The sequence below is a fragment of the Pseudophaeobacter flagellatus genome, from assembly GCF_021228235.1.
Taxonomy (GTDB): domain Bacteria; phylum Pseudomonadota; class Alphaproteobacteria; order Rhodobacterales; family Rhodobacteraceae; genus Pseudophaeobacter; species Pseudophaeobacter flagellatus.
The window spans coordinates 62,548-75,019 of record NZ_JAJQRG010000008.1; the positions used below are offsets into that span (position 1 = coordinate 62,548).

Annotated in this window: 13 protein-coding genes; 8 read left to right on the forward strand and 5 right to left on the reverse strand. The window is 61.2% G+C overall.

Features of this window, described 5'->3' with window-relative positions; all coding sequences use genetic code 11:
• Positions 1–78: 78 nt before the first annotated feature.
• The 3 genes from edd to LRK71_RS14915 all read left to right on the forward strand — a co-directional run bounded on the left by edd (position 79) and on the right by LRK71_RS14915 (position 3,632).
• Entirely contained in the window at positions 79–1,917 is a 1,839-nt protein-coding gene (gene edd / locus LRK71_RS14905) for a phosphogluconate dehydratase (RefSeq protein ID WP_232404618.1), read from the forward strand.
• Positions 1,918–2,088: 171 nt separating this feature from the next.
• Positions 2,089–2,913: a sulfite exporter TauE/SafE family protein gene (locus LRK71_RS14910; protein WP_232404619.1), complete on the forward strand. Its 825-nt coding sequence runs from the start codon at positions 2,089–2,091 to the stop codon at positions 2,911–2,913.
• A gap of 5 nt (positions 2,914–2,918) precedes the next feature.
• Positions 2,919–3,632 carry a FadR/GntR family transcriptional regulator gene (locus LRK71_RS14915; RefSeq protein ID WP_232404620.1) on the forward strand — a complete coding sequence of 238 codons (714 nt, stop codon included), beginning with the start codon at positions 2,919–2,921 and terminating at the stop codon, positions 3,630–3,632.
• A 122-nt stretch (positions 3,633–3,754) separates the two neighbouring features.
• On the opposite strand, the gene LRK71_RS14920 is transcribed toward LRK71_RS14915, so the two are convergent.
• Entirely contained in the window at positions 3,755–3,982 is a 228-nt protein-coding gene (locus LRK71_RS14920; protein WP_232404621.1) for a hypothetical protein, read from the reverse strand.
• Between the two features lie 326 nt (positions 3,983–4,308).
• Between LRK71_RS14920 and LRK71_RS14925 the strand changes: the two genes are divergently transcribed.
• Genes LRK71_RS14925 through LRK71_RS14945 form a run of 5 tightly spaced genes read left to right on the forward strand, consistent with a single transcriptional unit; the run spans position 4,309 to position 8,253 of the window.
• Positions 4,309–4,935, forward strand: a complete 627-nt coding sequence (locus tag LRK71_RS14925) for a DUF4178 domain-containing protein (protein ID WP_232404622.1) — start codon at positions 4,309–4,311, stop codon at positions 4,933–4,935.
• Complete coding sequence (locus LRK71_RS14930; protein ID WP_232404623.1) at positions 4,932–6,248, forward strand: DUF4178 domain-containing protein; 1,317 nt, start codon at positions 4,932–4,934, stop codon at positions 6,246–6,248. Before LRK71_RS14925 ends, LRK71_RS14930 begins: the two co-directional genes overlap by 4 nt.
• 1 nt (position 6,249) lies before the next feature.
• Positions 6,250–6,408, forward strand: a complete 159-nt coding sequence (locus LRK71_RS14935) for a hypothetical protein (protein ID WP_232404624.1) — start codon at positions 6,250–6,252, stop codon at positions 6,406–6,408.
• Positions 6,409–6,419: 11 nt separating this feature from the next.
• Positions 6,420–6,644 carry a DUF350 domain-containing protein gene (locus LRK71_RS14940; RefSeq protein ID WP_232404625.1) on the forward strand — a complete coding sequence of 75 codons (225 nt, stop codon included), beginning with the start codon at positions 6,420–6,422 and terminating at the stop codon, positions 6,642–6,644.
• Between the two features lie 49 nt (positions 6,645–6,693).
• Positions 6,694–8,253: a polyamine aminopropyltransferase gene (locus LRK71_RS14945; RefSeq protein WP_408636016.1), complete on the forward strand. Its 1,560-nt coding sequence runs from the start codon at positions 6,694–6,696 to the stop codon at positions 8,251–8,253.
• Between the two features lie 101 nt (positions 8,254–8,354).
• Here the strand turns inward: LRK71_RS14945 and LRK71_RS14950 are convergent, their stop codons facing one another.
• From LRK71_RS14950 to LRK71_RS14965, 4 genes are read right to left on the reverse strand one after another with little or no spacing between them, the layout of a single operon-like run.
• Positions 8,355–9,182: a heme ABC transporter ATP-binding protein gene (locus tag LRK71_RS14950; protein ID WP_232404626.1), complete on the reverse strand. Its 828-nt coding sequence runs from the start codon at positions 9,180–9,182 to the stop codon at positions 8,355–8,357.
• On the reverse strand, positions 9,179–10,270 hold the full coding sequence (locus tag LRK71_RS14955) for a FecCD family ABC transporter permease (RefSeq protein ID WP_232404627.1): 1,092 nt from the start codon (positions 10,268–10,270) through the stop codon (positions 9,179–9,181). The genes LRK71_RS14950 and LRK71_RS14955 overlap by 4 nt, the downstream gene beginning before the upstream one ends.
• On the reverse strand, positions 10,267–11,172 hold the full coding sequence (locus LRK71_RS14960) for a heme/hemin ABC transporter substrate-binding protein (protein WP_232404628.1): 906 nt from the start codon (positions 11,170–11,172) through the stop codon (positions 10,267–10,269). The genes LRK71_RS14955 and LRK71_RS14960 overlap by 4 nt, the downstream gene beginning before the upstream one ends.
• Positions 11,169–12,257, reverse strand: coding sequence for a hemin-degrading factor (locus LRK71_RS14965; protein WP_232404629.1), 1,089 nt, complete (start codon positions 12,255–12,257; stop codon positions 11,169–11,171). Before LRK71_RS14965 ends, LRK71_RS14960 begins: the two co-directional genes overlap by 4 nt.
• Positions 12,258–12,472: the final 215 nt, after the last annotated feature.

Here is a 12,472-nt window from a genome sequence, read left to right on the forward strand (position 1 = left end):
TTGCTGGTGCTCCAGATGATATGACGCTGTTAATGCCTGCTTTAATGCCCCCTGTCAGACACCCGAAAGGTCTCTCATATGCGTTTAAATAAAACACTCGCCGAGGTCACCGACCGGATCATTGCCCGCTCTGCGCCAACCCGCCGTGCCTATCTGGACCGGATGTCCGCTGCCGCTGGTAAGGGCCCGGCGCGGGCCCATCTGAGCTGCTCTGGCCAGGCGCATGCCTATGCTGCGGCGGGGGCGGATCAGGCCAGTCTGGCGCAGGCCAGCAGCGGGCATCTGGGGATTGTCACCGCCTATAACGATATGCTTTCGGCGCATCAGCCGTTCGAGAGCTATCCAGCCCTGATCCGCGACGCACTGCGCGCCGCCGGGGGCACGGCGCAGGTGGCGGGTGGGGTGCCGGCCATGTGTGATGGCGTCACCCAGGGCGAGGCAGGCATGGAGCTGAGCCTGTTTTCCCGCGATACCATTGCCATGGCAACGGGCATCGCGCTCAGCCACAATGTCTTTGATGCGGCGGTCTATCTTGGCGTCTGTGACAAGATCGTGCCGGGGCTGGTGATCGGTGCCCAGGCCTTTGGCCATTTGCCTGCGGTTTTCCTGCCTGCCGGGCCGATGACCAGTGGTCTTGCCAATGATGAAAAGGCGCAGATCCGCCAGAAATACGCCTCGGGCGAGGTTGACCGTGCCACGTTGTTGCAGGCCGAAATGGCTGCCTATCACGGCCCCGGCACCTGCACCTTTTACGGCACTGCCAATTCCAATCAGATGCTGATGGAGTTCATGGGGCTGCATCTGCCGGGCTCCAGCTTTGTCAATCCGGGCACCCCTCTGCGCGAGGCCTTGACCGTTGAGGGGGCCAAACGGGCGCTATCGCTGAGCGCGCTGGGCAACAACTATACGCCGGTCTGCCAGATCCTGGATGAAAAGACTTATGCCAATGGCATCACGGGCCTGATGGCGACCGGGGGCTCTACCAATCTGTTGATCCACCTGATTGCCATGGCGCGAGCGGGGGGTATCATTCTGGATTGGCAGGATTTCTCGGATCTGTCCGACGTGGTGCCACTGCTGGCGCGTGTCTATCCAAACGGGCTGGCGGATGTAAATCATTTCCATGCGGCTGGCGGCTTGGGCTTCATGATTAAGGAGCTGCTCAACGCGGGCTTTCTTCACGCTGATACCAAAACCATCGCGGGCGCTGGCCTTGAGACCTACGCACAGGAACCTTTTCTGTCGGACGAGGATGGGCTGACCTTCCGCCCCACACCGCAAGAGACGCTGAACGCGGCCATTGTCCGCCCGGCCAGCGCGCCGTTTCAGGCAACGGGCGGGTTGAAACGGCTGACCGGGTCTCTGGGCACGGCGGTTATCAAGGTTTCGGCGGTGGATGAAAAACACCACGTGATCGAAGCACCGGCGCGGGTCTTTCACGATCAAGAGGACGCCAAGGCGGCCTTTAAGGCTGGGGAATTCACCGGCGATGTCATCGTTGTGGTGCGCTTTCAGGGCCCCAAGGCCAATGGTATGCCCGAATTGCATAGTCTGACGCCGATGCTGGGTATCCTTCAGGGGCAGGGGCATCGGGTTGCCCTGGTGACGGATGGGCGCATGTCGGGTGCCTCTGGCAAGGTGCCCTCGGCCATCCATGTGGTTCCCGAAGCCCTGGACGGTGGCCCGATTGCCAAAATTCGCGATGGTGATCTGATCCGGCTTGATGCCACCAGAGGTACGCTGGAGATCTGCACTCCGGAAGTGTTGGAGCGCGACAGTGCAACAGCTGATCTGAGCGCCTATCAACAGGGTACTGGGCGTGAAATGTTTGGCGTATTCCGCCGTTCGGTGACCTCTGCCGATCAGGGGGCGACCGTGTTTGGCCTGGATGATGGCGGTGATCTCGCCAAGGGGTAACCTGTATCGTCGTGGATTGACTGCTTGACTTGCCGTGACTTTTTAGTGCCTTTGAACCAATCTGGCATTGGTTTAACTGTTTGACAGTGCGCTGTTAGAGCGGTGGCGCTAGGGGGCTTGTCTCTTGCGGTGCCCTCGGGCGCTGCGCTGCGACAAGAAGGAAGCACGTGGATGTTTGAAACCGAAACTCTGGTGACCCTGGCAGCTGTGGCCGCCGGATCTGGGATCGTGGGCGGAGTGCTGGCTGGGTTGCTTGGCGTGGGGGGCGGCATCGTCATTGTGCCTGCGCTCTATCTGGCGCTGACGCTGACCGGGATGGAAAGCGCCCTGACCATGCAGGTGGCGGTGGGCACCTCGCTTGCGACGATTGTTTTTACCTCTTTGTCGTCCGGCTATGGCCATTATCGCAAAGGTGCCATTGATATGGGGCTGCTCAAGCTCTGGGCGCCGTCGATCCTGATCGGGGTGGTGATTGGCGGTATTCTGGGCGGCGTGGTATCCGGAAAGGTGCTGATCGGGGTCTTTGCCAGCGTGGCTGCGATTGTGGCGCTGGACATGATCCTGCGTACTGGTGCCGACAGTGCTACCCCGCGTGGTTTTTCCAGGCTTGTCTGGGCGGGATTTGGCGTCTTTGCCGGGGCGGTCTCTGCGATGATGGGCATCGGTGGCGGCACGGTCTGCGTGCCTCTGCTCAACTTTCTGGGCTATGATATCCGGAAGGCGGTGGGCACCTCTGCGGCGATTGGCTTTGTGATTGGGTTGCCGGGGGCGCTGATCTACATGGGCACCGGGTTTGCTGCCGAAGGATTGCCGCCATTTTCGCTTGGCTATGTGAATCTGCTTTGTGCTGCGGCCATCATTCCCTTGAGCACGGTCTTTGCCCGTGTCGGAGTGAGCTTGGCCCATAACATCCCGCGACGGGCGCTGCGGCTGGTTTTTGGGCTGTTCCTGATGCTGACATCGGCCCGGATGTTCAGCGACCTGCTGGGCGGGTGAGCACGATGCCCGAGCCGGTCTTGAAAGCTGCAGAGGCGGCGCTGGTTGCGTGGTTGCGCCGGGAAATCGCCGCCGGAGAGTTACAGCGCGGCGACCGCCTGCCGCCCGAGCGCGAAATGGCACAGTATTTTGGCGTCAGCCGGGCCAGGCTGCGTCAGGCGCTGGATCAGCTGGAAGGTGAGGGCGCGCTGTTCCGTCGCCGTGGGCAGGGCACCTTTGTGCAGCCCCCTCCTGCGACCGATGCGGCGGCTTTGCATCGGCTGGCACGGCGGCTGCGCCCGCAGGATGTGATGGAGGTGCGCCTCGAGATCGAACCTGCCCTGGCCGGGCTGGCGGCCCTGCGCGCCAATGACAAGGCCCGCGCGGTGTTTGCCGAGGTCACCCAGGCCACGTTGGATGCGCCAGATCAGCAAAGCTATGAGGTCGCAGATGACATCTTTCACTACAAGATTGCAGAGATGGCGCAAAACCCTCTGTTTCTAACGGTCTACGAGTCGATTCGATCCGTGCGCCAACAGGCGATCTGGACCCGGGCACGGGCCGAGACCCATTCTGCGCAGGTCACCAAAGTCTTGGGGCAGCAACACCAAAGGCTGGCAAAGGCGATCTTGAATGGAGAGGCCGAGGCCGCGACAGAGGCGATGCGCGACCATTTGATCTGCGTTTCGCAAAAGTTGATGCAGGCTGGGCCAGCAGTGCCGCAAGAAGGCGGCGATTAGCGCAGTTAGCGCCTAGTGTCTGCGAGGATGCCTGCCCGGTTTTTGCCATCCACCCGCGCAGGCACTAGGCGCTGCGAGGGTCGAAACTTCTCTGCTCGGATGTAGGGCCGCAGCGGCGGCGCTTACAGGTAGTAGCTGTCGGAATAGACCTGATGCACCAGCTCGTCCCGTTTCAAGCCGCGTTTGGCCAGCTCTGCGTCGCTCAGCTCCATCAGCTTGTTCAGGGTCTGATAACGGGTGTTTGCCTCTCCGATGGCAACCAGGCCATTGCCCAGGGCGATAAAGGGTTTTGCCAGCAGGCTTAGAACGCCAAGGGCGGTTGGTGCAGTGTAGTGGGCGGCATGTGCCATTGCAGGTCACTCCTGAATATAAACATCTCCCATGCTCAGGACATAGGCCGCAACAGGCGGTAGGACCAGCCGTCGCGGTGGTATAGCCGCCATGCATGCGACGCAGGTGGTAGGATTGCTCAAAAACTGGGCGTGCCTGTTAAAATTGTTGCGGTTTAATAAGGTCTTGCCCAAGGCCGCCGGGTTTCAAAGACACCTTAGAGCGTACAGGCCGCGTACAGGCTGGGCACAGCCAGGATGCAGGCAGGCTGCGCGTCCCTCCACGGTAATGACGCAACTCTGAGCGGCGTTAGCGGTTTTTCCCGCTTGCGCTCTTGGCGCGTGTGATGACACTGGCAGCTATGAGCGAATTACACTGTCCCAATTGCGGCGATCTGGTTAACCCGGCGATCAAAAGCGTCAAGATGATCACTTGCGAGTCCTGCAAAACCACCCTGCTTCTGGAAGATGCGGGGCTGCGTCTTGCTGGCCAACAGGGGGTGCTGCATGAGGTGCCGATGCTTTGCGGGCTGGGGGATCAGCTGCAGATCGGCACCGGGCGTTATCAGATCCTGGGCCATGCTCGGTTTTCCTATGGGCGTGGCACTTGGGATGAATTCTGGGCGGTTGATGCCGGGGACAAGCCCGTGTGGATTTCGGTGGACGAGGGCGATTTGATCCTGCAACGCAGCCTGCCGCCTGAAGCTTGGCCCACCTATGGTGGCAAACTGCGATTGGGGCGGATTCTGCGCTACAAAAGCGAAGGGTTTCGGGTGGATGAAGATGGCACTGGCACCTGTATCGGGGTCAAGGGCAGCTTTGGCCATCCGCTGATGGTGGGAGAGAGCTATCGCTTTCTCAACCTGCAGGGCGATGCCGGCAGCGTGCTCTCGGCAGAGATTACCGGAGACCAATATGAATGGTTCATCGGCACCTGGGTTGATCCCTTTGAGGTCAAGGTGACGGTTGCATGAGCCTCAATCCTGATCTGAAGGCAATCAACTGTACCGCCTGCGGTGCTGGGCTGGATGTGCTGGGCGGTGGGCGTGTCACTATCCATATCTGTGCCTATTGCGGTTCGGCGCTGGATACATTGGACAATTATCGCGCGCTGCAAAAGTTCGACCTGCTGCAACGCCCCGAAACCAGTTTCAAGATTGGCACTACGGGGCAGATTTTTGACGTGGATTTCACCGTGATCGGCCTGCTGCTGCATCAAGAGGTCTGGCACGACCGGATCTGGCGCTGGGTGGATCATCAGGTGTTTTCCCCGACTCATGGCTACGCCTGGATCACGCTGGAAGAGGGGCATCTGACCTTTTCGCGCCGCTACCGCAAACCGGCGGGCTGGATGTCGCCCGAACAGGTCAACCGCGCCGAGACCCGGCCGCAGCTGCGCGTCGCAGGGGAGATCTATAAATACTATGACACCTCGACCAGCGAGGTGATCTTTGCCGAGGGGGAATTCACCTGGACGCCGCGCCAGGGCAAGCGGACCACCACGGTAACCGCACTGTCAGAAACCGCGATGCTGTCCTTTTCCACCACCGCCCGCGAGCGCGAGATCTATCATACGACCTACCTGGAGAGAGACAGCCTGGGCGGCGGGTTTGTCGCCGCCTATGATGCGGTGGCGCCCAGCGGCGGGCACCCTTTGCAGGGTCGAAAGGCCAACCCCCACGGTAGGTTCTTGATGAAGGCGGGACTGGGGGCCATGCTGATCTGCCTGGTTTTGAGCGGTTTTATGACGCTGCAGGGGGGGGCGCGGGCAGTAGAACCCCAGGTCCACAGCGTGCTGGAATTGCCGGTCTCGGTGCCGTTTGACGTCAGCGAGCCGGGGCGCCTGACCCGCATCGACCTAGAGGGAAACGGCCGCAATAGCTGGAGCTATCTCGCGGTCGAACTGGAAGATCCCGAAGGGGAGCTGTTGTTCGAATCCGGTCGCACCGTTGAATATTACAACGGTCGCGATCAAGACGGCAGCTGGAGCGAAGGCAGCAACCGGGCCAGCTTGGCCTTCTTTCCGCCTGCGCCTGGCACCTATACGCTGACCCTGGATCTGGAAGAGACCGGACTATGGGCCCCCCACCAGAATGCTGCTGCCTCCGACCAACATCGGACGACACAGATAGGCCTGCGCATTCGCACCGGTGTTTCCAGCGGCTTTTGGCTGCTGATACTGGCGCTTGGCTTTGGCGGGGTCGCCGGGTATCCGGCGCTGCGCCGCATGTTGCACAACAGGGCCCGCTGGCAGGGCAGTGATTGGACCGAAGAGGACGACGATTGAGATGATAGTGTTTCGCGTGGTCTTTGTTTTGCTGTCTGCAAGTGCCATCGCCGGTACCAGCTATGTCGCCTATCTGGGCCATGGCGGTGAAAGCCGTGATCTGGATCGCTCTATTCGCGCCGTCAGCGCCGGGCGTGGATTGAATGGAAGTATCAAATAGAGAGGATTCTCATGGAGTATCTAGCCGCAGTTCAACTGACTGAGATGATCAGCACCATCGTCTATACCATCCTCGGGGTGGGGCTGATGGGGCTGGTCTGGAAGGTGATCGACTGGATCACGCCCTTTCCGATCATGAAAGAGATTGAGCAGGATCAGAACATGGCTCTGGCGGTGCTGATCGGTATGCTGTTCATCTCTATTGCGATCATCATCGCGGCTGTCATTGTCTCCTGATCCGCGCGCCAGGACTGCAGAGACAGCGGAGGCAGGCGCGCCAGCAGATCTGCGTGCTGCGGAGGCAGATCTGCGCCTGCGCGAAACCTGGCTCTTGGTGGCGACCTTTCTGGTGGCTGTGGCCGGCCTTATCTACGAGCTGATCGCGGCGACCTTGTCGAGCTATCTCTTGGGCGATTCCGTGCGCCAGTTTTCTTATGTCATCGGGATTTTCCTGTCGGCCATGGGGCTGGGCGCCTGGCTTTCGCGCTATGTGGAGAGCGCCATGTCCGGCTTTGTCTGGGCGCAGATCCTGCTGGGTATCGCCGGGGGCTTTATGGCGCCTGCGGTGTTCTTTGCCTTTGCCTGGATGGAGAGCGTGAGCCTGCCGCTCTATGGGTTGTTAATCACCGTCGGGCTGCTGTCGGGGATGGAGATTCCGTTGATTGCGCGGGTGCTGAAGAGCATTGGCGCGCCAGAGTTCCGGTTTGAAAACGTCCTCAGCGTGGATTACATCGGCGCGCTTGTGGCCTCGCTGGCCTTTCCGGTGCTTGTCATTCCGCATCTGGGCCTCATGGCGGGCAGCCTGGCCTTTGGTGCACTGAACCTAGCGGTGGCGGGGCTGTCGCTGTGGGTTTTTCGTAGCGAAGCAAGCCGCTTGCAGCTGGGGGTTTGGGCCATTGCATTAAGCGTCACCCTGCTGGGGGTGTGGCAGGCCGAACGGCTGGTGTCGATTACCGAGACCAATCTGTTTGAGGATGACATCATCCTTAGCGAAACAACGCCCTACCAGCAGATTACCGTCACCCGCTATCGCGACCGCACCCGGCTGTTTCTGGACTATTCAATTCAGTTCGACAGCCTGGATGAATACCGCTACCACGAAAGCCTGGTCCATCCGGCGATGGCGCAGGCGCAGCGGCGGAACCGGGTGCTGATTCTGGGCGGCGGTGATGGCATGGCAGCCCGAGAGGTGCTGCGCTGGCCCGATGTCGAAGCGGTAACGCTGGTGGATCTGGACCCCCGTGTGACCACGCTGTTTCGCGATCATCCTGACTTGTCGCAGCTTAATGCGGGTGCCTTGTCTGATCTGCGGGTCGAGATCCATAACGCCGATGCCTGGCGGTATGTGGAGAGCACCAGCGCGATCTATGACGTGATCATCATCGACCTGCCGGATCCTAAAAACCTGGCTCTGTCAAAACTCTATAGTCGTCAGTTCTATGGCGCCCTGGTGGAGCGGTTGAGCGCCTATGGCAGCCTGGTTACCCAGGCCGGCTCTCCCTTGTTTGCGCGTGAGGCCTTTTGGTCGATCGATGCGACGCTTCAGGCCAGCCGCAATCCGCAACAGCCCGGCACCGGCCTGGTGACGCGGCCTTATCACGCCTATTTGCCCAGTTTTGGCGATTGGGGGTTTGTCCTGGCCAGTCAGCACGCGCGGGCAGCGGCGGACCACTTGGCATTGCCACCGGCACTGGCACAACAGTTGAAATACCTTACCCCCGAAGTCTGGCAGGCGGCGCAGGTGTTCGATCGGCAAAGCGCCAAGCTGACCGTCGCGGTGAATTCGCTGCAGTCGCATGCGCTGGTGGGCTATTACCTAAAGGGCTGGGCGCGTTGGTTTGAATAAGGGGCGACAGGCCAACGTAGGGACCGCAGGCATAAGCGGCCATAGGTCATTGGTCAGGCCCCGATTGAAAAGCCGGGGCCTGACCTTTGTCAGCACCCCCGCTAGGTCGATACCGTAGTCGATTCCCTGCGGGCCTGTGGCAGCAGAAAGGGTATCTTGCCGGGCGGGGTGGTATTGACCGGGACAGGGCAGTTATAGGTGCGCGTCAGGGTTTCATCTGTCAGAACCTCTTGCGGCGTGCCCGTGGCTGCGACCTTGCCCGCCTCCATCAGCACCACATGATCGGCAAACATCGCGGTGAGGTTGAGGTCATGCATCACCGCAACAACGCCGCCGCCACGGGCCGCATAGCTGCGGGTCAGATCCATCACGGTGAACTGGTGGCCAATATCGAGGCTGGCGACAGGTTCATCTAGAATCAGCCAGTGCGGGGTGCCATCGACCATCGGTTCCCAGACCTGGGTAATGACGCGGGCCAGCTGCACTCGCTGCTGTTCCCCCCCCGACAGATCCTGATACATCCGTCCGGCAAAACCGTGCAGTCCAACGGCCGCGAGTGCCTGTAGCGGCACATGGCTGTCCGCCGCGCTAAGGCCGGCACTGAGGCCAAGGCGAACGATTTCAAGCACGGTAAAGGGAAAGGAAATGGTACAGCTTTGCGGCTGTACCGCCCGCACGGCTGCCAGTTCCCAGGGGGTGAGCCGGGCGGTATCGGCTCCGTTCAGATAGACCTGGCCGCTGTGGACTACTTCGCCGGTCATCGCCCGCAACAGCGTGGTCTTGCCAGACCCGTTGGGGCCGACAATGGCGGTGACGCGGCCTGCGGTGGCAGAGAAATTTACCTGCCGAAGGACCTGACGCCGTCCCAGTTGGACGGTAATATCGGTGGCCTGTAACTGGGCCGTCGCGGGGGGGCTTACCTGTGTCATATCGACAGCTCCCCGCGGCGGCGCAGCAGGATCCACAGGAACACCGGCGCGCCCAGAATGGCGGTGATGATGCCAATGGGCAGTTCTGCCGGGGCGACAACCACCCGGGCGATCATATCCGCAGCCAGCAGGAGCGCCGCCCCCAAAAGGGCCGCATTGGGCAGCAGGCTGTGGTGATCCGGGCCAGTGGCCAGGCGCAATAGATGCGGCACGACAATCCCGATGAAACCAATGCCACCAGACACCGCCACCGCCGCGCCGGTGGCCCCCGCCACCGCCAGAATGGCGCTGTTCTTCACCCGTTGCACCGGGATGCCGATATGGCCCGCAGCGGCTTCGCCCAGGGCCATACCGTTGAGGCCGCGCGCCAGAAAAGGGGCCGCCGCCAGGGCAAGGCCAATGATGGGAAGCGCTACCAGCACCTTGGTCCAGGTGGCCCCCGCGAGGGATCCCATGCCCCAGAAGGTCAGATCGCGCAGCTGGTTGTCATCGCTGTAATAGACCAGCACCCCAGAGACCGCCCCGGCCAGTGCCCCAAGCGCGATCCCGGCCAGCAGCATGGTCGCCACCGAGGTCTGCCCGCCTTGGGTTGACACCCGGTACAGCAAGAGCGTTGAACCCCACCCGCCCAGAAAGGCCGCCACTGGCACAAGGGCAGAGCCAAGGATTTGTTGCAGCGACAGTGGCAGAAATGCCCCCAGAACAATGGCGCAGATGGCGGCCAGTCCGGCACCAGCGCTGACGCCGACAATGCCAGGATCCGCCAACGGATTGCGAAACAGCCCCTGCATCACCGCGCCAGACACCGCTAGGGCCGCGCCGACAAGAATCCCCATGCACAGCCGGGGCAGGCGAATATCCAGGAGCACGATCCGGTCCATGGTGGCCAGATCTTGCCCGCCATAGAGATGGGCCAGCGCCCGCCATAAAGAAGCCTGCGAAGCCCCGGTGGTCAGAGATAAAATGCAAGTCAGGGCGAGCAAAAGCAGCAAGGCCAACGTCAGGCGTCGCGCCCGGTGCCGTCGATCCGGCACCGCCCCCAGATCGGTGAGGGCATCAGGGTCTATCACGGTTGAAAGCGTGCTCACTTGTCCGCTCCGTAAAAGGCCTGCGACAGATCTTTCACTGCAGTTGCAGTGCGCGGGCCAAAGCCGAGCAGGCGCAGCCCATCCATGCGCACAAGTTGGCCATTTTGTGCCGCCGGAGTCAGCATCAGGGCTGGCAGGCTGGTTATGCTGTCAAGCGTCAACCCATGGTCGCCGCCGCGATCCATCGTCAGGATAATGTCCGGCGCAGCGGCGCTAATCGCTTCGTCGGTCATTTGCTTGTAGCCTTCAAATTCGCTGATCGCATTCACCGCCCCTGCCATCGTAATGATGCCATCCGCGCCGGTTCTCTTACCGCCCACGGTGATCCGCCCGCTTTGTGTCGACAGGATGAAAAGCACCCGCTTGCGGCGGTCACCGGCTGCTGCGCGGGCCAAATCCTGGGCCGATTGCAGATCTGCGCGAACCTGCTCTGCCAGGGCAGAGCCGGCTTCTTTTTGGTCCAGCGCTGCTGCGATGGTGGTAATCTTGCTGATGATCCCTGCCGCCGAATAGGCCTCGGGCACTTCGACATAGCGCAGATTTGCCTGTTTCAGCACTTCGATGGTTTCCGGCGGGCCAGAGCTTTGCGTGGCCAGGATCATGTCGGGGTCCACCGAAAGCACCCCTTCGGGAGAGAGCGCACGGGCATAGCCGACATTGGGAAGATCACCAGCCTCGGGCGGAAAGGTAGAGGTGCTGTCACGCGCCACCAGCCGCGCCTGTTGGTCCAGCGCATAGATGATTTCGGTGACAGCCCCGCCGACAGACAGGATCCGCTGTGGGGTGTCGGCGCGGGCGATTGGCGATAGCAACAGCAGGGTGGCAGCGACAGCCCCCAATAGTGCGGGCTGACATTTGGCGCCAAAGCCAGGGGATTTCAGTTTGCCAAAGACAGGGGTCATTGCGTGACCTCCGCCGCCGGTACTACTTGCGCGCATGTCGCCTCGTCGGGGGCGGGCAGGGCGGCGACAATTTCTTCCCAGGCGTGGCGGTGATCACCGGTTTCGTCGCGATGGCCAAAGATCTGTAAAATGACCCGGCCCTCGGCGTCAAAGGCCTCTAGAGAAACTGCGGCACCGCGTTTGGTTGGCTTGTTCACGGCCCAGACCTCGGTCAGGTAATCCAGGCGCAGGTGCAGATCAAAGCCGGGGTCGAGGATATTCTGCCAGGGTCCCATGCGGCGCAGGTTTTTTACCGGACCGGTGTGGATCTGAATGCAGCCGGGATTGCCCACAAAGATCATCACTTCGGTGCCGGTGTCCTGGATGGCCTGCAGGGCTGTATCCACCGCGCTGGGGGCCAGTGGGCAGGCTAGCGGCGCACCGGCAAGCCGGTAAGCGCCCAGCCGGTTCATCTTGAGATCACCTGTCAGTTTGCGAAACTGGTGGGTGTCGGTCATCTTGGCCCAGCCGGTCCGCAGCAGTGCGGCCTTGTCAGGGTCGGCGCGGGCCGGTTCTGGGGCTTGGCGCGGGGCGACCTCTAGCTGGTCGCTGGGATCGCTCAGTGCCAGATCCGCAAGCAGGCTATCCCAGGCCGCAAGATCCGAGGCGGGGCGCAGATGCACCTTGTGCACTGCATCCCCAGCGGCATCAAAGAACTGCAAGGAGCGCCGGATGCCGCCGCCGTCATAGCTGCGCTCAACCGCAAAGGCAGAGATGAAATGGCGTGGGAAAAGCCGCAGGTCGATATCCGGGTTCAGGACCATCGCTGCATGTTTGCCAGGGTGATAGCCGCTATAGTGGCCAATCTTTTCAATTACGCAGGCGTCATTGCGGGTCAGCGCCATGACCTCTCCCAGATCTGCGAGTCGGGGAAAAATCGCGTCGATTTCCGCCGCGATGGGCGTCACGCCGTGCCCGACATAGGCTGCGACCAACTGGGCTTCGGTGATCTGGAATTGGGCAGCAAAATCGCGGTCGCGCAGTGTGTCGTGGTCTTGGCGCAATTGGCGAATAGTCTGGGGATCAAGCGGGGAAGAGAGGTCCATTCTAGGGCCCTTTCAGTAGTAGACGTGTTTACGGAAAGGGCTGGCTCTGGGCTTTACCTGCGTCTTTAGGCGCAAGGCAGGGCTGGCAGCTGTTGTTGGAACAGTGTTTATTTATGTTGACTGTTTTTATCACCTTTACTATCAGGCTCAAGTGGAAACTGGGTTTTCCACTGAAAATGCAAAAAACACCGCGCCAGCCCCTACTGCAAGCATCG

Coding starts and splice junctions, on each gene's coding strand:
- LRK71_RS14915 (WP_232404620.1), top strand. CDS start 2,919: ATGCCCGAGCCGGTCTTGAAAGCTGCAGAGGCGGCGCTGGTTGCGTGG.
- LRK71_RS14910 (WP_232404619.1), top strand. CDS start 2,089: ATGTTTGAAACCGAAACTCTGGTGACCCTGGCAGCTGTGGCCGCCGGA.
- LRK71_RS14925 (WP_232404622.1), top strand. CDS start 4,309: ATGACACTGGCAGCTATGAGCGAATTACACTGTCCCAATTGCGGCGAT.
- LRK71_RS14960 (WP_232404628.1), bottom strand. CDS start 11,172: ATGACCCCTGTCTTTGGCAAACTGAAATCCCCTGGCTTTGGCGCCAAA.
- LRK71_RS14935 (WP_232404624.1), top strand. CDS start 6,250: ATGATAGTGTTTCGCGTGGTCTTTGTTTTGCTGTCTGCAAGTGCCATC.
- LRK71_RS14930 (WP_232404623.1), top strand. CDS start 4,932: ATGAGCCTCAATCCTGATCTGAAGGCAATCAACTGTACCGCCTGCGGT.
- LRK71_RS14920 (WP_232404621.1), bottom strand. CDS start 3,982: ATGGCACATGCCGCCCACTACACTGCACCAACCGCCCTTGGCGTTCTA.
- LRK71_RS14965 (WP_232404629.1), bottom strand. CDS start 12,257: ATGGACCTCTCTTCCCCGCTTGATCCCCAGACTATTCGCCAATTGCGC.
- LRK71_RS14950 (WP_232404626.1), bottom strand. CDS start 9,182: ATGACACAGGTAAGCCCCCCCGCGACGGCCCAGTTACAGGCCACCGAT.
- edd (WP_232404618.1), top strand. CDS start 79: ATGCGTTTAAATAAAACACTCGCCGAGGTCACCGACCGGATCATTGCC.
- LRK71_RS14940 (WP_232404625.1), top strand. CDS start 6,420: ATGGAGTATCTAGCCGCAGTTCAACTGACTGAGATGATCAGCACCATC.